Below are 24,828 nucleotides of genomic sequence, written 5' to 3'. Positions count from 1 at the left end.
TACTTATTGATGCCAACTGTACAGAGCCACAGCACGGTATAGTTGTTCAGATGACTCGAGCTGCAAGGTAAATCCGTCATGTATCTCACGCTGGTAACTCTCATAAATACGGAAAAGATTATAAAGGCCGGAGCAAGCGCCCAGCTCCCCCACGATCGCCCCAGACATCACCACCTGAGTATTGGCATCAACATGCGGATGGAGCGAGCTGTATACATTCGCCCACTCGGCTGCGCCTGATTCGTGATCGGTATAGGGTACATAGAGTTGCCGGACCGTTTCGCCACTTTGCCGTTTAAAGCGATGAAACAGGGACTCCACAGCTACGGACGGCTGCTTGTCACGGGTTTGTGCTTCAACACTGTGCCATTGGCAATTTAATCCTGTTTCAGAGCGATACAGTTTCGTCAATAAAACACTTTCATTCGCAATGAGAACGTTACTCGAGCCACCTGGGCTATCCAATCCCCTGAAACGAGGATCGCTATCAACGGCTAAAACCCAGATAGACCCGTGCTCTCTGAGTAGCGCAATAATTTTATTCCACGCAAGAATGAGAGCACTGCGGCCATAGGGAAATAAGAAGCATTGCGAGTGAGTTTTAAGATCGACAATCACCTCACAAAGCTGAGAAAACAATTCTCGATATAAATCATCATGATTATATATCGTCTGGTGACTTTCCGGCTGTGGCAGAAGCAAGATAACAGGGGCCGACTTCCATGGAATATCAGCGCCAGAAAGTGATTGCGATAAAATAAATTTAATTCTTAGCGGTAGCACCTCACCTTGATGCAACTCAAAGCTGTTCGCTAAGATCTGTGTGTTATCGTGTGTATCGATGAAGTTCGGAGTGGCCCATTCTTTATCAGACAACCCCAGTATCATCTCGTAATTTCGGTTCTCTCCTAAGCAGGCCAAAACAGGTTCAACTTTCACGAACAAAACCTTAACCTATTAACACGGTAGGGTTACCATTAACCACTTTACCACCATGGCGGGTTGATTCACCTTGCCGAGCAGCAGGCTTACCATTGATCAATACACTACCGGAGCCAGCAGAAATTGAGTCTGGCGGCCCGATACAAATCACCATATCGCCTTTTCTGGCCGCCGGAACACCGCCAATCAGGACGTTTCCTGAGCCCGCAACAATTGGACCACCAACATGAGGAACTTTTGCGGTTGTTTTGGGGCAAACATGAAAACATCCAATTGTTGCAGCAGGTAAACCCATAACTATCATTCCAATCGACTTGTAAAAAAAAGCATTAATTAAGGTTTATCATCCCGGCTTTAAGCGCAATTTTGCTGCCATTTACTTTGATGTTAGTACCTTTAATATCAATACTACCATCACTGGACAGTTTGATAGATGCACCACCACATTTAATGACCATCTCACTCCCCACATCAATTTCAAGCTTATTACTCACTTTCTCAGACTTATTGTTACCGACCTTTTCAGTCTTATTATTTCCAACCTCTTCATTTCTATCGTTATCAACCTTACTCGAATAATTATTTTTAACCTGAGATAAACGGTCGTTCTCAACAAGAACACTCTGATTGTTTTTTATAGTCTCTGATGCATCATTTTCAACAAAGACTTGATAGTTCTTCTCGGCATGAAGATAGAAAAGTTCATTATCTTTTTTATCATCAAACCGGATCTCATTGAAGTTGCTACCGCCGCCCTCTTTCGTGGAGCGTGTTTTGATTCCGCTGACTGATTTCTCCGCTGGAAGAGAGTACGGCGGAAGATTATTCCCGTTATAAAGGGCACCAGTAATGATCGGCTGATCAGGATCGCCATCTAAAAACTCGACGAGAACCTCTTGACCGACTCTCGGGAAGAATGAGGCCCCCCAACCGTTTCCAGCCCACGACTGCGCCACTCTTATCCAACAAGAACTGGTATTATCTGCAACGCCTTCACGATCCCAATGAAAAAGAACTTTTACACGGCCATACTTATCGATATGAATCTCATCCTGCTTTTCACCAGTAACGCAGGCAGTTTGAACCCCGTAAACTCGCGGTTTTGAGGTAATAGGCTTTGGCCGGTATAAGGTTTCTTTCGGTACACAGGAGAACTGGTTATGTACACTTTGGTGGGAAGATTTTGATGAACCTGTCTGACTGGCAATTGCGATTTCCAGGTAAACATGTGTAAGAAGAAAGCTCTTACCTTCAAGGCGCTTATCTTCGTGCGATTTAAAAGTAAAATATTGCCCGGCACTAAATGTTCGACAATTACTGGCACCGGAAGACAGTTCCGTATCTCTTTGCAGTGCTTCAAGCATCAGCGCGCTCTGATCCTGGATTCTGTCATTCAATTCAGAGCCCGCTTGATAATGGAAAACCTCAGTCGCAGATTGCTGCTTAGACAATGATGTCTCGGCTTGGGAGCCTGATGGCTTGGCTCCTGGCTTAATGAAGTCATAGCCCTTCTTGGCAACTTTACCTGGTGAGACCTCAAGGCCCCCGATCCAACGGTGAATATGTGCTTCAGTCAGGCTCCCTGTACTGAAAGCAACGGATGATTCAACACAGGGCTTATAGCAGGTTACATCATCACAAAGAACCATGGTATGGCTGGATAAAGAATGCGTGAAATAATAGAAAATACCTTCTTCTTCAAGTAATCGGTGCACAAAATCAAAGTCAGTTTCATGATATTGAACTTTGTATTCATACTTAGCGTAGCTTCTCTTCAAGTCCACTTTGATATTAACATTGTGTACTGACAATACGCTCTTTACGATATCTTCAATATTTAAATTCTGATAGATTTTACAATTTGTACGCTGATAGGAAAAATCCAGAGAGGGACAGACATCAATGACATAGTCTTGATATTTATCACCTTCCGCACTGGCCGCGACACGGCTGCCATTTGATCGTAAAGTAGAAACATAACCGTGAAGGTACTTTTCTGATACACTATCACCACTATGATAAAGAACAGTGAAAGAAACCGGCTTACCAATTAAGTCCTTAGAATTAATTAACACACCATTTGTGTAAACATACGCATGAATAGAAAATGGAACTGATATCCCTTCATGAAGCTCCATCTTTGTAAGGTGAAGTACATCCTTACCCAACGGAGTATCAATACGGATAATATTATTTTCTTGTGTCGATGTCTTCATTTCTATCCAAACCTAAAACGATAAATACGGGATAGTTTCTATCCCGTATTTAAACACTCAATTACATTTGCTGCCCTTTAACGCCACTGTAACCATAAACAAGCGGCGCTTGAACGTTGTTCAGGTCATCTGTTGGCGTTACAGTCATCATCATTTCAGTATAAGAAATGGTGATCGTTTCTACTGGACGGTCATCTTGAATCGAAACACTATAGTGAGAAATCATGGCATCTGTTAATTCAATCTTCATAATTTCCTCAACCTTCTCACCCTGTTTAGTGATGTGGAAGGTCGCAGGCTTGCCTTTACCAATCGTGGCTTCTTTAAATAAATCCGGTGACGCCTTATCTTGAAGCTTAGTAATTGTCATGTCATAAAGACGCGTTGAGCTAGCTTCACGGTCCTGAGCTGTACCTGTATATGACGTAATTTCACGGCCTACACTCCAGTCAACAGAAAGCAAAGTGATCAGATCTTTGTACTGCTCTGCTGTAGCTTCACCTTTAATATCGGCATATTTCAGATAAGTATTAGATTGCATGCTAATCTCCTATAGCATTACTTGGTTAATCCCTATTGGGTCACGATGAATTATTTATCTGATTATCTATAGTTAACAAAAGCACCAGACAAATTAATATGCTATTAATCAATTAAGTAATTTCTAATTGATGGTGATTATTGCACACCTATTTTACTTAATTAAGAACAGGGATTTTGTACTATGATCTTGCTCGCAAATTATAATTAGCAAGTAATATTTATGATAAAGTCATTATTAACATAATCAACCATAATATCTTCAATAGATTCTTTTGCTGACACTTTATATAAGATTTCAGATGAAATCACAGGTAATAAGTTACTTTGAATGAAATTTATTACATTTCTTGCACCAGCGTTATTATCCATGCATCTATCAATTAGCAAATCACTAATCGAATCAGAAAAATTCAGGGTTGCCTGGTAATTTTTACTTATCCGTTCAGAAACTTTTTCGAGTTGCAGTCGAATGATTTCCTTCAACATGACTTGATTTAGGGGCAAATATGGTACAACATTGGCTCTTCCCAAAAAGGCCGGCTTAAAGACGGTCAACAGATCGTCATTTAACGCTTCTTTCAAGCCCTGAATTGTAGGTGCTGTTTCATCATCTTCAAATAGTGTCAGAGTTGTTTCCGTTCCGACATTAGACGTCATAATGATGATTGTATTCTTAAAGTCTATCTCTCGCCCTTCCCCGTCCTTGATTGTACCTTTATCAAATACCTGGTAAAAAATATCCTGAACACCAGGATGCGCTTTTTCCATCTCATCCAACAGAATAACGCTGTAAGGGTTACGACGGACAGCCTCTGTCAGTACGCCGCCCTCTCCATAGCCGACATATCCAGGAGGTGAACCCAACAATAGGGAAACTTTATGCTCTTCCTTGAACTCGGACATGTTGATAACAATAACATTATCTTCGCTACCATAGATCTGCTCCGCCAACGCCAGTGCTGATTCCGTCTTGCCAACACCACTAGGGCCAGTCAACAAGAACACGCCATTTGGCTTTTGCTCATCGCTTAAACCCACCCGAGCAGTTTGAACAACTTTACTCATCAACGCCAAGGCGTGATCCTGGCCGATAACACGCTCCTTCAATTGCTCATCCAATGTCAAAATCGTTTCTATTTCGTCACTCTGCATACGACCAAGCGGAATGCCAGTCCAGTCAGAAATGACTTCGGCAACCAGTGCTTCATCAACCTGAAAAAAAACCATGGGTTTTTCAGATGCATCCAACCGCTCTTTAATTTGTAGCAATGTCTGTAGATCAGCCTCGCTGTCTTCTTCCGTCTGATCGATCAATTTATGCGACAGTCGCCTTGCTTGTGTGACAAGTTCTTTTTCAGCTTGCCAACTGCTTCTTTTCAGCTCGAGCGCCGTAGCAACACTGTCCTGCTGAGCTTTCAATTCAGCGATCCTGCCCGCCGCAGTGGCCCCCGTAACAAGCTCTTTTTCCAGAATAGCAAGCTCAGCTTCAGCCTGTTGTTGCTGACGAATTAATAATTCAACATCACTGGGTACACTAACCTGACTCATAGCAACACGTGCGCAAGCAGTATCGAGTAGTGAAACCGCCTTGTCCGGCAACTGCTTCCCACTGATGTAGCGATTAGACAGCTTCACAGCCGCTTGAAGTGCTTTATCTGTGATCATGACGTTATGGTGTGATTCCATCACGGGGAGCAAACCACGCAACATGACAACAGCGGTTTCTTCATCAGGCTCCTCAACTTTAACAACCTGAAATCTGCGAGTCAGTGCTGCGTCTTTCTCGAAAAACTTTTTGTACTCGGCCCAGGTTGTTGCAGCAATCGTACGCAACTCGCCCCTTGCCAGTGCAGGCTTTAACAGATTAGCTGCATCATTTTGGCCTGCCTGCCCACCGCTGCCAATCAGGGTATGTGCCTCATCAATAAATAGAACAATTGGCTTAGATGACTGCTTCACTTCTTTTATCAGGCTCTTCAGACGGCTTTCAAACTCGCCTTTCATGCCGGCACCAGCCTGTAGCAGAGCTAAATCCAGTACTTTGATACTGATATCCCGCAGCGATTCCGGAACATCGCCTTGTACAATTCGCTGTGCCAGCCCCTCGACGACCGCGGTCTTACCAACCCCCGCCTCACCGGTCAACATAGGGTTGTTCTGACGACGCCGGGTGAGAATATCGATCATCTGGCGGATCTCGTGATCGCGCCCCAAGATGGGATCTAACTTCTGCTCACGAGCTTGCTCTGTTAAATCAATGGTAAACTGCTCAAGCGCCTGCTGACTGATTCCTAGCGACTTTTCCGAACCGTCCAATTCGGCTTGGCCTGCCGCTTTTGGCGCTATTTCCGGCCAGGCCACAATCAGCCGTTGCGGTTCTACTCTTGCCAGTTGCGGTATGTCACGGAAAATCATTGCGCCAAGGCTATCATCACTGACCAACGCATAAACAATGTGCACAACGGAAATGGTGTCATCTGCAAAGTCAATGGTTGCTGACATCCAGGCTGTTCGGAGCAAAGTCACAATATGGCTTGATAGGCCCGGTGGCTGAGAGCACCCTGTTTCAAACCGATCAAGTTTCTGTTGAAGTTGCTCGTTGAGCTGAAAAGCATCAATATCGAAGTAGTGAACGATGGCATTCAGAGTGTCATCAGGTTGCTCAAGTAATGCAGACAGCCAGTGATGAATCTCTACACTGGTGTGCGTTTTGCTGTTGCATAAGGCAGCAGCTGCTTCCAGTGACTTTTTACAACCTGGCGATAATTTGTCTACGAGAGACTTCAATGTCATTGTTGACATAGTTTGATCCTTATTTTCTATGACAGCGACTGTCTTCACTGAATTGGAATTGTTATTTTTTGCTTCATCCGACTTTTACTCGGGAATAGTACCCCGCCCATCCCCAGCCGAGGCCCAAGGTGGCTCAGGCGGCATATAGGGAGACTCTGAATACCAGCAGATATTTTCCATTTTGCCTGTATTGATGGTGGCAAATAATAACTCGCCAGCCTGAAAAGTGTCTCTTTTAATCCATCATTATTCATCAGTGCGGAAAGGGTAGACTCGTTATCAATAACAACTTCAATCTCGACTGCTGATGAGATGTCCCAGGCACGCCGGCCAATCATCGTACTAACACCCAGCCTCGCATGATTACCTTCCGGGTTCACTCGCGTAGCAAGCTGAGTCTGCTCCTCAGCATCTAAGCTTATCCACCGACCAACGAACTCCGTAATATGAATCTCACAACCACTCACCTGCGCTAACATCGACTTGAGGCTTGACGTGTTGCGAATGTCGCCAGAAAAGAAACCACCAAAAAAAACGGATATATCATCAATAGAGCCCGTGATAGACTTCAGCACATCATCAAATGTCGATTGATGCTGAGTAAGATATCTTTCGTAAGCAATATGATACTGATATTTCTCCCATGCCCTGTATTGAAGAGATATCAGTCGGTGATTAAAAATATCGAAGAAATCACGCATTGCTGTGTCTTTATTTTTAACCCGTTCCAAAATGAGTTCTGTATAATGCCTTGGTAAAGCACCATTCGGGCCAGTCAGTCCCATCAAGTTCACATCGACAACGACCTTACCATCACTTTCATTATCCACACGGATCGAATCAATGACCGAGCCAGTAAACCCCAGGTGCTGAGGAATGGAAAACCTGATTGTTTCATTAACAGGCTGGCAATCAGTGCCAAACTCTGTTTCATCAGCGAGGGCATTTGTATGTTTTTTCAGCGCATAAATGGTTCCGTAATAGTCATCCGTATTCAGCGATGAAATCAGCTTTAAATTGATCATAACAAGGCCTTCCCACCCGCTTGTGCCGGCCAGCGATGATAATCCTGGTTACTGCCTCGTAACTTGACACTCAAGCGGCTAAAACTGTTGATTGCTGTAAACTGCGAGAAAAAGCTCGACAGCACAGTGCCGAAGAAGAATAAATTTATCCCTGATAAATCATTAGTACTAAACTCAATCAAGATCTCTGAGCCATGGCAAAAGCCAACCTTGCCATTTTGAACAACACGCGCATTGCATGGGCTTACTGACAAATCTGTAATGGACTCTATCAGGGCCTTACTTTGAGGTGTTTTCTCAAAATCATACAACCTCAACACTTCTTTAAGGGTGAGTAAGCCGTCATCCCCCGAGAAATGATTTAGTGTTAAATGTTTTGAGAACTGCCACCTTGAAGATTCTTCAAAATCAGGTCTCACAGGGGGAGTCGGCGCAAAGATACAATCAACCTTTCCGATCGAGTCTATTTTCTTCACCACAGACATTTTCGGTTGTCCGCCACCATAGGGTAAACGAATTGGCAAGTTTCTATTGCTACACTGCGCAGTGACTGCGACGATCCACTCTTCGTGCTCATCCGTTGAAAATTCTTTATCGAAATGGTTGACAACATTCAAATAGCATTCACAGCCCGGTTCTGAGTGCCCTCCTGCCCAGTCACTGATTTCTCGCCTGATATGCCAGTACATTTCATTTTCGCAAAGGTAGTTACTCACTCCTTTGCCGTAAAACGGATTAATACTTACTCGATTGTCATTTTTATCAAACGCATCAACATTCTTGATATAAACAACTTCATTAATTTCAGCTTCGTCATATCTGGGTACCAGAAGATGTTCATTGGTTGATGGCGTTAACGAAAAAGGCTCTAATTCTTGCTCAAACAAGTTGATCATTGGTGTGCACCCAAGCAAAATATTTTCTTCTGTCACTTGCTTTGGTAAAAAATCATTTACATCATCGAAATAGAGATATAGATAAATCTCATCAGTATCGCTGAAAAAGCTCTTTTCAAGCTCCGCAACTTCGAAAAACAAGAATTTTTCAGGAAAAATAAAGTTTTCAACGAGCAGGCGATAGCCATTAAAACTCTGATTCTGATATGGAACAACTTGATGTTTCTCATCAAACCCGACAGGCTGTATATGTCGTGGTTGCAGCAATGCCGTGATTTCACCACCATCTTCCGCTGCGAATGCAAGTCCAAGATTAGACTTAAATATCAGCTGATAAAGGGCAAGGCTCACCTGACTCGGGCCGTTCAGGTAAAATCTGAGTTTGCTGATATCTAACTCTGAAAGGTGAACATTATCGAACTCAGTTTTCAACTTTAACTTTAAGACAGATTTCGTTGTTTTGATGAACCTTGGGTTAGGCGCTTTAAAAGGTGCATTCTCGAATGTTGCTTCAACAACTTCCACAGGCCACAACTCAGTATCATAAGCTGTGGTGAACTTACACGGTTTAAATCCTTCCACACTGGTTATAACTTCACTGCCCTTAGGCAGCTCAAGACAACTATCCGTAATGTTCTGGGTCGACATTTTTATCATCGCCATGGAAGGAATTGGCGCATAAAAATCTGGAAAAAGTTGCCCGATCAGAGCTTCTGTTAGCTGTGGAAAGGCATCATCAAGTGACCGTCGGGTCTGAGCTGTCAACAGTGCAAAACTTTCGATAAGCCTGGAAACATGCGGGTCCTCCATGTGTTCTTCACTTAGCCGGAGACGCGTCGCGACTTTAGGATAACGCTTAGAAAACTCGCCTCCCATATGGCGGATGTAAGCTAACTCACGATTGAAATACTTTAAAATCTCATCACTCATAATTATGACTCGCTTATTGTAAACCCTAGTGACACAGGCTCAACCTCAGAGTTAAAGGCAATTTCTTCCGGTTCCGGCCGGGTATAAAGCAAAGCATGAATTCGCAACTTTAATGTCCGCTCAAGAGGCTGCTCCTCCTCAATGATAGAAACGGAAACATCAATAAATCTTGGCTCGAATTTTAAGATGGTTTCTTTTATCGTGGCACAGAGCCGTTCCTTGCCGTCCATGCTGCTCAAGGGCATAGAGGAGAAGTCAGGTAAGCCATACGACAGCACAGATCTATCCAGCTCGCTTAAACTTTCAGGCCAAATCAACCATTGCTTTTTAGCGTTCAAGAGATTTTCCAGATCTCTTCTGACGCTATGCTTCAGGTCACGCCAGGTAAAATAATTCAGCGAGTCACGCTCACTTTCCGGTGACTCATCTATCAATTTATCGATAAATGAAGGCTGTAATTGTCGATTTAAATTCATGCCTGATGACCTGCAAAATCATACAGTGGTTTTTTCAAGTCGTTTTATCTGCGATAGGGGCAAAGCATCATCCCCAAACAACATCATTTTTTGCCCCTGCCCCACAAAGACATCACTCGCTAAATGCTCAACCCACTCCGTTTCCCGCGCCAGCTTGTGTTGATCTGTCTGACTATTGAGGTAAGTCATCGGTATGAAAGCTTCTCCTTGCAAGCCCCCTTCAATATCTACCACAGCTTTACGCCAGGCAATTTCGACCAGCGAAGAAACAGGTTGGAACTCAAGGCTTAAAATTGCATCAATTGGTACAAGATAATAGTTGCCATCCGTTCCAAAGAGCTCTAAATAGCCCCCCAGCGAATCATCAATGTCACGAAGTGTCGTGCTCTTCACTCCATCTACAGTTACTGCCGAAGACACACGACTTTCTTCTAGTGCTCTGATATATTGTAAGTATTTCTCAGAGTCTTCTTGAATATAGGAGAATATTGACTTGAGTAAATTCTCCGAGCTTTGATCGCCACTGCGTATAATGACAGCACTTGCTTTGCCTTTAGAAAAGTCTTCCCTGGCCACAGCACTGCGAAGTAACTGCCGTAAATTATTCGCCCCAATCAAGTAATCTGGGTTTTGCTTAACAATTAAGTTCAACTGTTGATCAGCACGCTCATACTGGCCGTTAATGCATAGCAATTCAACGAACGTACTTCTCAAGGTCGCATCACTTGGACTAGATTTTAGAGCTTGAGTGATACAGTCAATTGCTTCAGATAATTGAGACTCCTGAATGAGTTCTTTGATTTTTTTCATGCTTTATCCCGTAGTGTAATTATTTGGTGAGAGTTCAGTGATAAGCCGCATACTGGACACCATTTCATCTAACTGGAAATGTGGGCGAAGGTGAATAATGGAATAAAAATAACCAGTCTTTCCAGTATATTCACGAACTTTAATTTTAGCTTCGTTCAGCGGATATTTAGCCCTCACTACATCTGAAGCCTCATCTGAAGCAGTGGTATATTGAAACAGCCAACGCTGAAACTCATTTTCAAGTTCTTCGGCTGTATTATAAGAACCAATCTTGTCTCTACCCATTACTTTTATATAGTGCGCAAATCTAGATGCACACAATGTATATTGCAACATAGACGATAATTTAGAGTTCACATTCGCACTTTCATACTCATATCTTCTAGGCTTATTAACAGAGGCATTGCTATAAAAAGCAAGATACTCGGTCTGATACAAGGCAGACAGAGGAATGAAACCACCATCCGACAGCTGTTTTTCCAGATGATCACCAACTTGTAAGTCAACAGCAGGCTTGAACATTTCTACATTTCTTGACAAATTGAGTCGGCTTTTGGGTATATTAAACACCAAACCACGCTTAAATTGTCCTGGCACAATGCCTCGAATTTGACTAAACCACCCCGACTCCGAGAATGCTTTCAACGTGACTGCAGCAAAGGCGTAAGCGCCATTTCCCCACAAGTAATCTGTCTCGCTATCTTGAATTTGTTCATTGAAATAAAAACACTCTCGTCGAGAACCATCTCGCTTATAAGGCTCTCGCATCAACATACTTGGCACAACGATCCCCAGGAAACGAGAGTCCTCAGATTCTCTTAAACTTCTCCATTTAAAATATTCTGCTTGCGAAAACTGTGCGGCGATATCTTTCACATGAGCTAGATCTGAAAAGCGATCCACACCGAAGAGGGAAGGATCAGCAGCCGTAATAAATGGCGAAAATGCAGCAGCAGAAGCACTTGATATACCTTGTAATGTATCAATGTCATTACTTGACAAGCCCGAATGAGACTTATGAGATATTCGATAGTCTCCAAGCAATAAGCCAAACGGCTCACCACCTGGCATAGTGAATTCATTGCTATAGATTAATCTAAAAAAATCACTTTGGTCAAAATCTATCGCTCGTCCAATATCACGACTGAGTTCATTCCAGTTAATATTGATTATTTTAACCTTGCATGCCATCTCAGTTTCGCCGCCACTATTTTGCTCCGTCAGATAACGTATCCCTCGCCAGCTTGACTCTAATCTTTTAAAGTCTTCATGGTGTAGGATCTCATTAACTTGTTCATTCAGCCTTTTATCAATCGACTCAATTGCCCGCCGCAATAGCATCTTGATACTTTCAGCGGTTAAGTCAGATATATTTAAATCTGGCTCTTTCTCCAACCATATCCTCAGAGACAAGTGATTCTCGGTAGTTTTTAGAAAATTATCTAATAACTCCGATTGCGCGTACCAGATCTCTGCATGACTCTCGCTATCAGCAAAGCTTGATAAATGATCTGTTTCGATAAATTTGATCGAGGACTGAGTCAATTCACACCCATTCATTAAGAAGCTGGTTCTACACCAGCTTCTTAATCAGTAGTTATCCGATGTCTGGAATTTTTGCGACTAGACGTAAAGACGTTGTCAATTCTTCCATCTGTAGCCAAGGACGCAGCCAAGCAATCGCATTGTATACACCCGGCTGGCCCGGAATCTCTTTCACTTTTACTTTGGCATTAGCAAGCGGATATTTAGCACGGATTTCCTGTCCACCACCTTCAGACGCGTTCACATACGACAGGATCCAGCGATTGAGCCAAGCCTCAACTTCTTCCGCTTCCATGTAACTGCCAATCTTGTCACGCGCCATCACTTTCAGGTAATGCGCAAACCGGGACGTCGCCATCATATAGGGTAAGCGTGCAGAAATTGCCGCGTTCGCAGTCGCGTCCGGATTATTGTGCTGCTCAGGCTTTTGACAAGTTTGAGCGCCGAAGAACACTGCATAGTTCGTATTCTTGTAGTGGCAAAGTGGCAGGAAGCCTAGTTTACCCAACTCAGCTTCACGACGATCCGTAATTCCGATTTCTGTCGGACATTTCAAGTCCGGATCACCGTCATCACTCAAGAAAATGTGTGATGGCAAATTGTCAACACGACCACCTCCTTCCGCACCACGAATTGCGGTACAGAATCCGTACTTGGCAAAGGCGCCTGTCAGCTTAGCCCCCATCACATAAGAGGCATTCATCCAGCAGTAATCATCATGATCTGCTTTTACAGAAAGGCCCGACTCTTCATCGACCTGAAATTCTTCATACCGGAACGCTTCAACAGGTGCCGTAGCCTCACCATATGGTAAGCGAGCAAGCACACGTGGCATCGTCAGGGTAACAAAGCGGGAGTCTGCACTTTCTCTGAACGAACGCCACTTTGTGTATTCAAGAGATTCGAAGACTTTCTCCAAGTCACGAGGCTTCGCAAGCTCAGTCCATTCATCAAAGCCGAACAAAGCTGGCGAGGCTGCAGATAAAAATGGCGAAAATCCCGCTGCGGCCACATTAGACATTAAACTCAAGGTTTCGATATCTTCGGGGTGGTTGGTAAACTCGTAATCGCCGATAAGCGCGCCATAAGGTTCACCACCCGGTGTACCAAATTCCGCCTCATAAACCTTTTTGAATATCTGGCTTTGATCAAACTCAACAGCCTTACTCAAATCTTTATGAAGCTCTTTTTTGCTCATATTAAGCATACGGATCTTCAGCGTCTGGCTGGTGTTTGAGTCCATGACCAGGTAGTTCAGCCCGCGCCAACTACCCTCAAGCTTCTGCAACTGTTCATGGTGCATAATTTCAGCAAGCTGAGAAGAAATCGCTGTATCAATTGCAGCAATCGCTTCTCTGAACGTGACTGTCAGGTTTTTATTCCAGATAACAGTTCCCTTCAGCGCTTCTTGGGTAAGCGTACGCAGCAATTCTTCGGCGCGGGAGCTATCTGTTTGTTTCGTTGCGGAAATAGCTTGTTCAAGCAGAGAGATGCTTTCCTCAGATCTATCCGTATCATGCGTAGTTAAAGTGCTAGTACTCATTCTGATGGCTCCTTGCTTCCTATGCTTAATTCATCAGACAGCTGTTGCAAATCCTTTGTATTGTTCAGCACTGACTCCAGCAAATTCTCTAGCTCTTCAGAGCGATCAACTTTAGTCATCAGATCACGTAGCTTATTTCGGGTCTCCATCAGTTTACGTAATGGATCGACTTGGTTTACAATGGCAGCAGGTTCAAAGTCAGCCATTGATCTGAACTCTAGATCAACCTCAATATCAGTTCCGTCATTAGCGAGTTTATTCTCTACCTTAAAACTAAGCTTCGGGTTCATCTTACCTAGTACATCGTCAAAGTTATCACGATCAATTTGTATAAACCGACGATCTTTAATTGGTTTCAGTTCTTTCGTGTTTTGCCCCGCAAAATCACCCATCACACCAACAACAAACGCAAGTTCTTTCTTAACTGTAGAGCCTTCCGTTTCTACATCATAGGTGATGTGTACTCTCGGCTTACGTACCCTTGATAATTTCCCATGGATACTTTCCATTTTACTCTCCCTTTCTAGTCAACCTGAGAAGATTTACGCTATTCATCTAAGTTTGAAACAATACCAACAAGACGGAAATAACCTTTCCGAGCGTCCCCATCTGATATTAACTCTTCTAATAAATCCGGTAATGACATCGCACTCCAGCGAATGACTTGCTCAATACCGTAAGCCATTGGTGAATGAGGCTCTGTTTTTTTAAAAAATTCGGCGATTAACTTTAAATTATCAATAGCATCGCTACGCGAATTAAGAGCCATGCTCAACTCACTACGTCCACTCATATGATCAACAACTTCATCCAGCACTTCAGATGGCGAATTTTCATCATCAGGAGTAATAAAAAGCAACTTATCTGCTGCCAGATACTCCACTGTATCTTTGCAAACATTCAACTTTTTCGTAATCTGAGAAGTTGGTACCGGTGTACCACAAGCTCGGTCCATGACTGCAGATAACGCATCAAACTCCTGTATAGAAAATTCAATGTCTTTATACAATGTCTGATAAAAGTTAACACCCGAGGCCAAGACCGCATCATTAACCTCTTTTAATGAAGTCCCGCCTGCCGCAATCTTTTGCTGTCGTTTGTCTTGCTCAAAGCGTTCAATATCAACAGCTTGTTCATATTCCCACAATGAAAAGCATTTATCATTGTGGAGCTCAGTCAATGGAATACAGCTAATTGGCATCAAAAGCGTACCTTCACCATCAACACCGTTGAGCCCAATCAAAGAAGAGAGGCGAGTTTCCAGTCCATCCTCATCAGGCTCCGGGTAAAGGCCATCCCAAAATTCCTCAATTAGTAAACGAGCAACTTTAAAACCAGTGCCCAGTCCCTTAAAGCCATAATTTCTTGTGAGTCCCTCGATGTACCAGGCAGCATATTCAAGATCTTTTGCCTCGTTAGCAAGAAGATCAGGGACTTGCCTAAGAATTTGACGCCATTTATCAGACAAACTTAATAGCGGCTCATTATCAATAAGCGCTAATCTTTCTGCCGCACGAGCCTGATTCCTGACATCCTTCAACAGATAATAAGGTGAATGAGGCGATGTATCTGAACGGGGGTCATTACCAGTTTGACTCTCGGCAGAAATAGGTTTCAATACCTCTTCAAAATCAAGTTGAATGTTATCCATATCACTCACCAATAAATACCTGCTTAACGTTTCTTCTTAAAAATAGGGACTGTCGTTTCTAACTTGGTTTGCTGTACTTGTTCTGATACTTTCACCATGACACAAGTAACATTATCTGAAGCCCCTCTCACCAGCGCTGAGTGCATTAAAGCTAATACAGAATCATTCACCTCACTGGCACGAAGGCAATCAGATATATGATGATAGTTTAACTCTTTTGTTAAACCATCGGAGCAAAGTAAGAACTTATCACCATCGCATAAAATGTCTGATACTTCATCAATGTCTATCTCATTTTCAACGCCTACAGCTCTCGTGATAACATTCGCCATAGGGTGCTGCTCTGCACTTTCCTCAGTCAAAATACCTTGATCTACCATATCCATGATTTGGCTGTGATCCCGTGTCTTTTGAACCAACTGATTATTTCGATAGAGATAAATTCGGCTATCACCTGCCCAAAGGCAGTAATAACGGCCATTCTGAATGAGCAATATTGCGACCGTGGTTCCGACAACTTCCCCATTTAACTCATTGATTGAGTACTGTTTGATCTTGTAATTTGCTTCGGTAACAATATTTCGTAAAAGTACCGTATCAACATCTTCTTCGTTTACTTTACTCAAATGATGTTCAATCAGTTCAACGAGTAATTTACTGGCATAATCCCCCGCTTCATGCCCCCCCATCCCATCAGCAACAACCCAAACGCCATTGGCATCAGAGCAAAAAAAAGCATCTTCGTTATATGAGCGCACCCTGCCCTCATGACTTTTTGAGAATGATGAAAAGTTCAAACAATAGTCCATCATCACCAACCCCATTTCTGCCATTCGCCATCTAACATCGCTGAGAACTGCCCCACTAAAGGCAAGCCAGATGTGATAAATTTACACTTCTGAATTTTCTGTGATCCACTGGTCCACCAAATACAGTAGTTATCGAAACTTGACTCTGCTAAGTGGTGTATAAAGTAGTCAGAATCTGACTCACTCTCGTCAACCACAATCATGCCCTTCATTATTCTTGGCGATGATGGCACAGGCTCATCTTCAATCAGCCAGTCATTGTCACTGAACGTAGCGAGCCAAGGCTCCAGAGCATTTTCGTCGTCATACAATTTAAGCAAGTGCCGCTCAATCTTTAAACTCCAGTCTCGACTCATCCAGTAGTCATACGGGTTCTTATTAACTTCTCGTACCGTGGTAAAAAAATAGTGCCTACCAACTTGGTCAACACTTGGCATCATGGTACCTATCACCGTCTTGTCAGAGCAAACGCCCGGTGATAGCGAAAAATGCCACACAGGGCTGGTTAAAAAGGCTTCCAGCCATTGCTCTGCTAACTGCTCTTTACTCACTGCGAGTACTGACTGCAACCACTCACTCCAAACTTCTGTAAATTCAACAGAGACATCATGATAAATATAATCCCCACGCTCAGGCACTTTGCCAAAGTAGCCAAATTTAGATATTAAAGCCGTGCCGGACATGAAAAGTTCTCCAGTGCTTTAAGCCAAAATGGATGAGATACACTACTAGGTAACAGTTTCATTGCGACTTTATTTCCTTTAAAATCAACATTGATCATCTTGTCTGTAACTGTTTGTGCACGCTGATTCTTCGCTTGTGTGAACATCCTGAATAGCCCCCATTCTCCCGGGTATTCTTTAGTGATGGAAAACCCAGATTGTGGTGGCGTAAAAATTAATCTGACGCCATCATCTCGATCATTTGTCGGCCATTTAAAGCTATTCACTCGTGTCGGTCCGTGACGATAAGTCATCGATGTATCCCCGAGCTCAAAACGGAAATTACTGATATGTAGGTCCAAATAAACAGTTTCCATCCCAAATTCAACATTCAAATTTTGGGTACCCGGATCAAAAAATTTATTTCGAATTTCTCTTGCTCTCTGAAATTGACGTAGTGAACTATTACTAATCCCAATACTATTAACAAACCGCCATTTTCTTCTCGAAGTATCTACGTACTGCTCTACATATTGACTAAAGAAACTATCAATCACACCACCGTAACCGAAAAACTTAGAGAAGTCTTTCAGCTTCACTTCATTACGTGAATTCGGTGATAAAGGATATTTTCCACGGATTGATTTTTTATATTCTCGATAAACTTGATCTTGCCAGATGTCATTGAGCTGACTTTGTGTTCCTTCTTGAGATAGCTGAGTTGTTTTGTTATGTGCTTCTACTAACCAATAGTTAAATGGTTCAGGTAACGTATCCCTTAGTTTCCTGAACGAACTATTGACATCTGTATTATGACTTGTAGCTAACAATGGTAGCTGACTCACTTTTCCTGAACGAACATTCGCAATATTTAACAGTTCATTGTCCAGGGTAGTCAATGAATTATTTATTTGCTTTAAGTCACTTTCCGTAACATCAATAATTTCTGAAAAATAATCTTCTACAACTTCTCCCGGTAAATCACCACGAGAGTTACTTTCCGACACCGGAAGATACCGTTCAATTCTTGCTTTTTTATTTTCTAACGCAACGTCTGCAGCATGAGTCGCAATTTCCGCTGCTTTAGTCACCTCATCTCCAGCTGGTAGTGTACTTAACTTTAACTGTTTCTGAATAGCATAGATCATGTTCTGGATCGGCCTCTCCGGTCCAGAAAGCACGTTAACGATGTCAATTCCTTCTGAAGCTGAATCAAATTCCTTGAGCCTGAGATCAGAAATTAATTTTTCCCATTCAAAGATGTACTCCTGATGATACTTACTCTCAACTTCTTTCATAATTTCGTCGTTAGTAATTTTCGAAAGCTCTATTTCTTCATCACCATAAATCCATGAGTCTTCCATCAATCGCTTGACTATTCTTTGATTTTCTAACTGAAAGATACTGTGAAATCCGTTATAGGTGTAAAGTCCAGGGATCCCTTCACTCAATTTCTTCCCGCTTTCCCGGTAGAAAATATAGTGACTATCGCTACCAATGACATTGGTGATACGGAAGTCAGGTATATGGCTTGATTTATAGTCAAGCTTCAGACGTTGATATGCTCTTTCGGAGAGTGGGAGATCACTCAAGACCTCGCGAGCCACCCTTACACTATCATCGTCATAGTCAGTAGTTCTCACACCACTTTCAAGCATGGCATCGGTATGAACTAACAAAGACGTTCTGAGATCAGCATTTATCTCACCCGGATAATTGCGATCATAATATTGAACATACCAACTCAGAACTTGCTCTTTATTAAATCGATCGCTATCAAACAACATCAAATAAGTTTTCAATGACTCATATAAATATTCCAAATACGACTGATTCTGATTCATATCCTGAATTAAAGCAGAGGTAATAAGAGGTGAAAAGTGTTCTTTCAATACTCGATAATAGGCAGCATTAAGGGGCTCGCCAATCTTATTACCTTGATACAACCCTAAGTTTTTGGCAACAACAACCTCACCATCTAAACTTTTTGAAATAGAATTAGGTGATTGTTTCAAATAGTCCAGAGCCTTTACCAGGGAAACGATATCAGTATCTTTTGATAAACGATTCCCTGTAATTAGATCGAACTCATCTAGCGCTTCTTCAGTTTTGTCCACATAAAGCATATTCCAGCGGTAACTCAAACTCCACAACACAGTAGAAGTAACAAGAAGAAAACAGCTTGCGCCAATGACACAACGACGAATCAATAAGCTATTTCTTTCATGCATACGGTTCAATGTTCCAGCATCTTGCTCTGGAAAGATCACCTCTTCGAACAAGTTTTTGACAAAGTAACCTTTCGACTGACCACCATGTTGATGTAACGAAAATTTTCCCATCCCGAGACTATGCGTTGCATCAGAAATAACCTTGTCAATAGGTGTGCCTTTCTGTGTCGCACTAACTAAATACACCCCACGCAACATTGGTGGCTCTTCAAAGCTATTAGGGATAAATATTATTTTCAACAAATCATCCGCTGCTGCTTGCAACATCCTAAGCTGTTTTGGAAATTCGTAAATCAGCAGGCGATTTTCTTTGTCGCCTACGTTGAAAACTTTTTCGTTAATCTGTTGAGTTAAGTTTTCTAAAATTCTATGAAACTCTCGATTGAATTGAGAAACCACACCCTGTTCATCTTCGCTTGACTGCTCTGGAAAGGTTATGCCAAAAACCTGCTCACGCTGAGCCTGGCTTAACCCTTCAAAAAACTCATTAAACCCCGCGACCAAATCAGCCTTTGTGAAAATAACATATACAGGGAAATTCATGCCCAGCCTATTTTTCAATTCTTGAAGGCGTTGCTTTATTGCACGCGCCTGAAGTGTTCTTTCAGTAGGCGTGTCATTCATCAAGCTGGTTAGGCTGATAGTGATAATTGCACCATTGATCGGCTTTTGAGTCCTATATTTCTTAAGCAGACCGAGAAATCCGAGCCAGGCTTTACTATCGAGCTTAGCGTTGCTGTTCTGTGTCGTATACCGACCTGCTGTATCAATCAGAATAGCTTTATTAGTAAACCACCAATCACAGTGCCTGGTACCGCCAACCCCAGCCAACGGATCATCACCTAGTTGGTCTTTAAGCGGAAACTCCAAACCTGAGTTGTACAGGGCAGTTGTTTTCCCTGTTCCCGGTGGGCCAATTAAAATATACCAAGGCAGCTCATATAAGCTCTTTCCTTTCAGTAATGAAGATGTTTTTAGGATTGAGATCGCCTTGGTAATTCGTGTGCGTAACGTTTCGATCTCATGGTCAATTCCTTCTTTATCATCCTCTTCCGCTGAAATATTCAACAAAGAGTTTACATTCTCCTCATTGCTCCTTTTCTCTTTTTTTGTTTGGTAAATATTAATACCTGCCCAAAAAAATGTCAGGCACAAGATTATTACCAATCTTGCGATCGGATTAGAAAACGGTTCACTGCCTGCAATTGCAATCAGCGGACCTCCAAACCAGATTAAGAAGGATAACGCTAGTAAGCCGATCAAAGTGATAGCCCACTTTGAGTATAAAATTGCTTTAAGATAATGAATAAATCTGTAAAACATCTTCAGCCCTAAAATTAGTTAAATAGCAGGTCAATTTCAACACGGCGATTTTCGGCGCGCTTAGAATTTGAGTTATTGGGATACCTGGGGCTCGCATCCCCTTTTCCTTCCGGCCATAAACGGCCTTGAAGTTCAGAACCCATTGCTAATATATTTGCAACAGCTGTTGCCCTGGCTAGCGATAGGTGCCAGTTAGATGGATATTTACTCGTAAAAATGGGCTGATCGTCAGTATGTCCGGTGATTAAAATACGCCCATTTGTTGATTCCAAAACTCGAGCCACTTTTGCAAGAATAGGCAAAATACCCTCTTTTACTTCAGCACTACCAGAGGAAAACAACTCACTAGAATTAATAATAATCCTCAGCCTGTCATTCAATTCAATCAGTTCAATAAACCCTTTAGAAACTTCACTTTGTAAAAGTTGCTTGAGGTGCTTAACTGAAGGATTGCCTTCACTGTCAGAAATAACCGCACCCTGTTCTAACTGAGCTATGTTGTTAATACGAGTAAAAACAGGATCAGACAAGCTATTGATGCTATAAGAAAACCCCATGTAGATTCCTAAGGTCATCACAGCAAACACTGCTGTAACCACCCACAGCGGAATACCTTGAGTCGGTTTTACCCCGATCAGTAAGTTCTTCTTGTATGTGGGGCTAATCAGAGATTCAGTATTATCAGACATTCTCTTTATTATCTGGAAAGCCTTATATCTATAAGTTTCTATCTGATCCATACCATTATCTTCAATACGCATTTTCCCAATAAACCCTAGAGAAAGACACATATATAAAAACTCGATGAGTAAAAGATTATTTTGAGGATCTGCCAGTGCATCATCGAGTAGCGTATAGAAATATTCACCACCAAAAGTTTCTATGTGAAAAATAGAAAGCAAGCTTTCTTCAGACCAGCTTGATCGACCACCCCAAGTTGTGTTCAATACGGTCTCGTCAACAAATGAGCACAAACAGTACCTAGCAGATTCTATATCACTCAGTGACAAATCATTATCTTTCAATCTCTGTTCGTAGTTTTTCAGACTATCAATTGAGTAGTTTTTCAGATTATCGACATTCGCGTTATCCGGAGCACTTCTGACCTTGAAAATAATTGAGAATATGATTGATGCTTCCTCGACAAGTGGATTTTTCGAGAGTGGCATAACACCCAGCTTTGTGGAGCTCTTATGAACCACTGTTCTGTCATAGTTCAATGATGGTGCCTTGACTACACCGACATTGGTCTCCATCAATCCTAATCGGCCTGGTTTTGGTTTGATTACTGTTGAATCAGCCACAACATATCCTCAATTGTTCGAGCTACTTAATAGCCCACATCTGAATGTCTAAATTTGGGTATCGACCTGACAAGTGAAGCGCTATCCCGCCACTTGCACTTAATCTATTCCAGTAACTATTTTTCTGATCCAGCTGAAAATAGTGATAGCCAGCATTGTATGGAATCTGGCGTGGTGCCACGGGTAATGGCGAAATAGAAACCCCAGGCAACTGATTATTGACAAGATCACGAATATGTTCAACTGGACCAATTTTTATTTGTGCAGGAAAGCGCTTTCTTAATTCTTCAACAGAAATATCAGCTTTCACTGATAAAACAAAAACTCCAGAGTCAAAAAGGGTTTTATCCGGAACAGTGACTACTTTAATTCCGTATTTGGCTGATTCTATATTTAGCTGCAAGGCTGTTTGTTCTAGTACCGTACTCATATATTGATTGACCACCAGCATCAAGCTGCCAAAAACAGTCGTCAATTCATCATGCTGATAGACCGGTAAAATTGGCGGCCGCTTGTTATGGCTAGAGAATGTCGCCATTTCACCTGACATTGAACAAATAATCCTAAAGATCTCTTCCGGATGCGTTCCATTCGTCTGCTCTAAATGTATAAGAAGCGGCTCGTATCGGTTCAGTGCTTGCAGCATCAAAAAGTCAATGATTGAGTTAGATGTACCTTGTCCTTGCCCCAGCCTGCTTGCAATTGAATCTGCACGCAACTTTACAACACTTCTAAGGTCATGGATGAAACGTTTTATATTCGAATTACTTTGAGAGTTTATTGTCGGCGGAATAAACTTATCGTCAAGAACGACTTTCCCGTCATCATCGACTTCTTTGATTCTTGCGATAGGGAGCACTACATAGCCAGATAAACTATTCTCATCCGTTGTGAGCTCAAGGCTATACTTCGTGACTTGAATAATTTCAGAGGCCTCGCTGCCAACAGAATTGTCTACAATTTCATGATCCTCAAAATGAAATCTTGTTACCTTTGTTGAGTTTAAATCAGATAAATTTAAGCCATTGCTCTTATCCGCCGGAATGGCTAAATAGACAGTTTTGTCCCTTGTGTTCTTTTCTATTTTCAAAGGAGATGGTAGAGCATCTTTCTTGGGTAAACTTATCGACACGCCGTCTTGCATTTGTGCTGACAACGTAATGATGCCAAACTGAGACAAATTTAGTAATGATTCATCAATAATGATGTTATAAACACCCCAATAGTATGGCTTTGATTTCTCCAGGGTTGAAGCCAACTCGCTCAGAAATGCTCGCTCCTGCTGTTGGAAATGCTGCGGCCTCAGGAACATGCCCTCGGTCCATGCCACGCGACTGAAATCACTCATCTCTAATTTCCTTTGATTTGGACGGGCCTACTTATTCAAGACGGATATAGCTAGCTTTCCAACATCTATTTGATAGGTTTCATAGTCTGTGTTATCAATTTCAACAATCTCTCTCCAACGAGCATTTTCCAGATCTCTGTATGCAACTAAAATACCTGTATACCTGACACCAGGTTGAAGTGTTACATCATATGAATTTTCGGAACCAGGATAGAACTCAAACTCATCTCTAGCGATCAAATCTGGACCTAATACTTTTTCAGGTTCGTCATATAATTCGAAAAAATGATGACTTTCAAAAAGGGTTCTCGATGATAATTCATACACTTTGACGACAACAGGTGACGGTCGTCCATTTAAGTCCGGATTAACTTCTTCAGATACACTGAACTCTAACTTTGTATAGGCCGGTACAACATAATTTGCGACCGTACAACCACCCAGTAGAATGAGCGACACTAGTAACACAGCGAAATTCTTCATAGCATGACCTTACTTACTATTGATGTATGTTTCATATGCTTTATTAAAATCATCCATATAAAACTTGTAACCGTTCATATCGTTCGTCATTTTCTTATAAACACTTTGATAGTTATTCCAACTGTCTTTACTTTCACTTGTGAATAGCTTTCGGCGCCACTTTGCTTCATCTATGCTACTTACTTTTATATTCTTTGGTGATAAAACTGTAAGAATCCCTTGAATACTTCCTTCAAGGCCGGCCTGAAGTGCTTTCTCGTGTTCTTTAATATCGTCAAAAGCTTCTTTTATAGCCAATTCAGGGCCCATAAAGCTTGTACTTTCACGGATAAATAGATTGTGTATAAGGTCTTCAATAGTCCCTGAATATTTTATTGGATTATTCTCTGTCTTTTGGAATAAAGTCTGATTTAAGCGCTTCTGCTGCTTGAATTCAGTTCTGCTATGCAAAGTTTCAGCGATACCCTCCAGTAGTAGCCTTAATGAGGATCCCATTAATATCCAAAACCTTTCATTCGAAGCGTCCGGAATCATACTTGGATTTATTCCCAACCCCTTAACAAAAGAATCGTAGATATCAATGTTTTCAAGATTAACTGTTGTTGATGATTTTGAAGACAAGGCAGCGAAGGTTTCTTCAGCATGTCCAGCCGTCTCCTTGGTCAATTGATCTTGGCTATCCAGTGATAAGCTCCAATCTTCAGGGATGCTCCCTACAGCTCTGGTTTTTTCAGAGTGATTGTCGGGTATCTGAAAACTTTCATCTAAGTCGATTTCTAATGTTTGCCTCTTCCTCTGCGTATTAATAGCATCATCAACTAATAGACACGAGGAGATTCCAAAATCTTGAACTAATATCTCATCTGCTTCAGACTCACTATGCCTTACACTTTCACTTCCTTCTATTTTTTGGACTAAACTCACATCTTTAATTTCAGCTGCTTGTATACAAACTTTAATTTGATAGTCGGATATACTAATTTCATCCCCGTGCTCAAGGTAATAGGTGTTATTTGGGCCCAATGGGCTTGCTGACCCATTTATGAATAAACCATTGGTAGATACGTCTCTTATAACAAATGAGTCCTTAGTAATTAGAATCTGAGCATGTTCGGCTGAAATAACCCTTTCCGGATCAGGTAAATACCAATCACTTTCTCTAACCCGCCCAAGCGTAATCAATCTGCCGTGATCGCTCGAAGAGAAAGATTTAGAAATTTCAGTCTCTGTCGCGTATTTGTGATAACTGGCTATCTCTAGTGTAAGCTGCATCGTAAATGCCCCTGAAACACAGACAC

20 protein-coding genes are annotated in these 24,828 nt (G+C 42.1%); all 20 read right to left on the bottom strand.

Annotated features, from left to right (window positions below):
- Nucleotides 1-3: 3 nt before the first annotated feature.
- Nucleotides 4-939, bottom strand: a complete 936-nt coding sequence (locus tag NH461_RS08040; RefSeq protein ID WP_261602710.1) for a hypothetical protein — start codon at nucleotides 937-939, stop codon at nucleotides 4-6.
- A 10-nt stretch (nucleotides 940-949) separates the two neighbouring features.
- A complete protein-coding gene (locus NH461_RS08035; RefSeq protein ID WP_261602709.1) occupies nucleotides 950-1,237 on the bottom strand; it encodes a PAAR domain-containing protein in 288 nt (95 codons plus the stop codon).
- A 34-nt stretch (nucleotides 1,238-1,271) separates the two neighbouring features.
- On the bottom strand, nucleotides 1,272-3,158 hold the full coding sequence (tssI, locus tag NH461_RS08030) for a type VI secretion system tip protein TssI/VgrG (protein WP_261602708.1): 1,887 nt from the start codon (nucleotides 3,156-3,158) through the stop codon (nucleotides 1,272-1,274).
- Nucleotides 3,159-3,219: 61 nt separating this feature from the next.
- Complete coding sequence (locus NH461_RS08025; protein ID WP_255387698.1) at nucleotides 3,220-3,699, bottom strand: Hcp family type VI secretion system effector; 480 nt, start codon at nucleotides 3,697-3,699, stop codon at nucleotides 3,220-3,222.
- Between the two features lie 206 nt (nucleotides 3,700-3,905).
- Nucleotides 3,906-6,503, bottom strand: a complete 2,598-nt coding sequence (gene tssH, locus NH461_RS08020) for a type VI secretion system ATPase TssH (RefSeq protein ID WP_261602707.1) — start codon at nucleotides 6,501-6,503, stop codon at nucleotides 3,906-3,908.
- A gap of 35 nt (nucleotides 6,504-6,538) precedes the next feature.
- Nucleotides 6,539-7,519 (bottom strand): type VI secretion system baseplate subunit TssG, encoded by a 981-nt coding sequence (gene tssG, locus NH461_RS08015; RefSeq protein ID WP_261602706.1) that lies wholly within the window; start codon nucleotides 7,517-7,519, stop codon nucleotides 6,539-6,541.
- Nucleotides 7,516-9,345 (bottom strand): type VI secretion system baseplate subunit TssF, encoded by a 1,830-nt coding sequence (gene tssF, locus NH461_RS08010; protein ID WP_261602705.1) that lies wholly within the window; start codon nucleotides 9,343-9,345, stop codon nucleotides 7,516-7,518. The genes tssG and tssF overlap by 4 nt, the downstream gene beginning before the upstream one ends.
- Nucleotides 9,346-9,347: 2 nt before the next feature.
- Nucleotides 9,348-9,821, bottom strand: a complete 474-nt coding sequence (tssE, locus tag NH461_RS08005; protein WP_261602704.1) for a type VI secretion system baseplate subunit TssE — start codon at nucleotides 9,819-9,821, stop codon at nucleotides 9,348-9,350.
- 18 nt (nucleotides 9,822-9,839) lie between these two features.
- The gene (locus tag NH461_RS08000; protein WP_261602703.1) at nucleotides 9,840-10,631 is read right to left on the bottom strand and encodes a type VI secretion system accessory protein TagJ; all 792 of its coding nucleotides are present in this window, start codon (nucleotides 10,629-10,631) and stop codon (nucleotides 9,840-9,842) included.
- Between the two features lie 3 nt (nucleotides 10,632-10,634).
- The gene (gene tssC, locus NH461_RS07995) at nucleotides 10,635-12,026 is read right to left on the bottom strand and encodes a type VI secretion system contractile sheath large subunit (RefSeq protein ID WP_261602702.1); all 1,392 of its coding nucleotides are present in this window, start codon (nucleotides 12,024-12,026) and stop codon (nucleotides 10,635-10,637) included.
- Between the two features lie 202 nt (nucleotides 12,027-12,228).
- Entirely contained in the window at nucleotides 12,229-13,719 is a 1,491-nt protein-coding gene (tssC, locus tag NH461_RS07990) for a type VI secretion system contractile sheath large subunit (RefSeq protein WP_261602701.1), read from the bottom strand.
- Nucleotides 13,716-14,228, bottom strand: a complete 513-nt coding sequence (gene tssB, locus NH461_RS07985; protein ID WP_255387706.1) for a type VI secretion system contractile sheath small subunit — start codon at nucleotides 14,226-14,228, stop codon at nucleotides 13,716-13,718. The genes tssC (NH461_RS07990) and tssB overlap by 4 nt, the downstream gene beginning before the upstream one ends.
- Before the next feature lie 38 nt (nucleotides 14,229-14,266).
- Nucleotides 14,267-15,370, bottom strand: a complete 1,104-nt coding sequence (gene tssA, locus NH461_RS07980) for a type VI secretion system protein TssA (RefSeq protein WP_261602700.1) — start codon at nucleotides 15,368-15,370, stop codon at nucleotides 14,267-14,269.
- A 23-nt stretch (nucleotides 15,371-15,393) separates the two neighbouring features.
- Nucleotides 15,394-16,203: a PP2C family protein-serine/threonine phosphatase gene (locus NH461_RS07975; protein WP_261602699.1), complete on the bottom strand. Its 810-nt coding sequence runs from the start codon at nucleotides 16,201-16,203 to the stop codon at nucleotides 15,394-15,396.
- Nucleotides 16,182-16,862 carry a type VI secretion system-associated protein TagF gene (gene tagF / locus NH461_RS07970; RefSeq protein ID WP_261602698.1) on the bottom strand — a complete coding sequence of 227 codons (681 nt, stop codon included), beginning with the start codon at nucleotides 16,860-16,862 and terminating at the stop codon, nucleotides 16,182-16,184. Before tagF ends, NH461_RS07975 begins: the two co-directional genes overlap by 22 nt.
- The gene (gene tssM / locus NH461_RS07965) at nucleotides 16,844-20,395 is read right to left on the bottom strand and encodes a type VI secretion system membrane subunit TssM (protein ID WP_261602697.1); all 3,552 of its coding nucleotides are present in this window, start codon (nucleotides 20,393-20,395) and stop codon (nucleotides 16,844-16,846) included. The genes tagF and tssM overlap by 19 nt, the downstream gene beginning before the upstream one ends.
- Nucleotides 20,396-20,409: 14 nt before the next feature.
- Nucleotides 20,410-21,699, bottom strand: coding sequence for a type VI secretion system protein TssL, long form (tssL, locus tag NH461_RS07960; RefSeq protein WP_261602696.1), 1,290 nt, complete (start codon nucleotides 21,697-21,699; stop codon nucleotides 20,410-20,412).
- Nucleotides 21,700-21,721: 22 nt separating this feature from the next.
- Nucleotides 21,722-23,047 carry a type VI secretion system baseplate subunit TssK gene (gene tssK / locus NH461_RS07955; protein ID WP_261602695.1) on the bottom strand — a complete coding sequence of 442 codons (1,326 nt, stop codon included), beginning with the start codon at nucleotides 23,045-23,047 and terminating at the stop codon, nucleotides 21,722-21,724.
- Between the two features lie 27 nt (nucleotides 23,048-23,074).
- Nucleotides 23,075-23,530 (bottom strand): type VI secretion system lipoprotein TssJ, encoded by a 456-nt coding sequence (gene tssJ, locus NH461_RS07950; protein WP_261602694.1) that lies wholly within the window; start codon nucleotides 23,528-23,530, stop codon nucleotides 23,075-23,077.
- Between the two features lie 9 nt (nucleotides 23,531-23,539).
- Nucleotides 23,540-24,802 carry a type VI secretion system-associated FHA domain protein TagH gene (gene tagH / locus NH461_RS07945; protein WP_261602693.1) on the bottom strand — a complete coding sequence of 421 codons (1,263 nt, stop codon included), beginning with the start codon at nucleotides 24,800-24,802 and terminating at the stop codon, nucleotides 23,540-23,542.
- Nucleotides 24,803-24,828: the final 26 nt, after the last annotated feature.

Origin of the sequence: Photobacterium sp. TY1-4 (genome assembly GCF_025398175.1) — a bacterium.
Taxonomy (GTDB): Bacteria; Pseudomonadota; Gammaproteobacteria; order Enterobacterales; family Vibrionaceae; genus Photobacterium.
Note: the sequence above shows the minus strand (reverse complement) of the source record. Positions and strands in the feature narration are given on the sequence as shown.

Excerpts from the sequence above, each read along its gene's own strand:
- NH461_RS08035 (WP_261602709.1), bottom strand. The coding sequence starts at position 1,237 with ATGGGTTTACCTGCTGCAACAATTGGATGTTTTCATGTTTGCCCCAAA.
- tssI (WP_261602708.1), bottom strand. The coding sequence starts at position 3,158 with ATGAAGACATCGACACAAGAAAATAATATTATCCGTATTGATACTCCG.
- NH461_RS08025 (WP_255387698.1), bottom strand. The coding sequence starts at position 3,699 with ATGCAATCTAATACTTATCTGAAATATGCCGATATTAAAGGTGAAGCT.
- tssH (WP_261602707.1), bottom strand. The coding sequence starts at position 6,503 with ATGTCAACAATGACATTGAAGTCTCTCGTAGACAAATTATCGCCAGGT.
- tssG (WP_261602706.1), bottom strand. The coding sequence starts at position 7,519 with ATGATCAATTTAAAGCTGATTTCATCGCTGAATACGGATGACTATTAC.
- tssF (WP_261602705.1), bottom strand. The coding sequence starts at position 9,345 with ATGAGTGATGAGATTTTAAAGTATTTCAATCGTGAGTTAGCTTACATC.
- tssE (WP_261602704.1), bottom strand. The coding sequence starts at position 9,821 with ATGAATTTAAATCGACAATTACAGCCTTCATTTATCGATAAATTGATA.
- NH461_RS08000 (WP_261602703.1), bottom strand. The coding sequence starts at position 10,631 with ATGAAAAAAATCAAAGAACTCATTCAGGAGTCTCAATTATCTGAAGCA.
- tssC (WP_261602701.1), bottom strand. The coding sequence starts at position 13,719 with ATGAGTACTAGCACTTTAACTACGCATGATACGGATAGATCTGAGGAA.
- tssB (WP_255387706.1), bottom strand. The coding sequence starts at position 14,228 with ATGGAAAGTATCCATGGGAAATTATCAAGGGTACGTAAGCCGAGAGTA.
- tssA (WP_261602700.1), bottom strand. The coding sequence starts at position 15,370 with ATGGATAACATTCAACTTGATTTTGAAGAGGTATTGAAACCTATTTCT.
- NH461_RS07975 (WP_261602699.1), bottom strand. The coding sequence starts at position 16,203 with ATGGCAGAAATGGGGTTGGTGATGATGGACTATTGTTTGAACTTTTCA.
- tagF (WP_261602698.1), bottom strand. The coding sequence starts at position 16,862 with ATGTCCGGCACGGCTTTAATATCTAAATTTGGCTACTTTGGCAAAGTG.
- tssM (WP_261602697.1), bottom strand. The coding sequence starts at position 20,395 with ATGTTTTACAGATTTATTCATTATCTTAAAGCAATTTTATACTCAAAG.
- tssK (WP_261602695.1), bottom strand. The coding sequence starts at position 23,047 with ATGAGTGATTTCAGTCGCGTGGCATGGACCGAGGGCATGTTCCTGAGG.
- tssJ (WP_261602694.1), bottom strand. The coding sequence starts at position 23,530 with ATGAAGAATTTCGCTGTGTTACTAGTGTCGCTCATTCTACTGGGTGGT.
- tagH (WP_261602693.1), bottom strand. The coding sequence starts at position 24,802 with ATGCAGCTTACACTAGAGATAGCCAGTTATCACAAATACGCGACAGAG.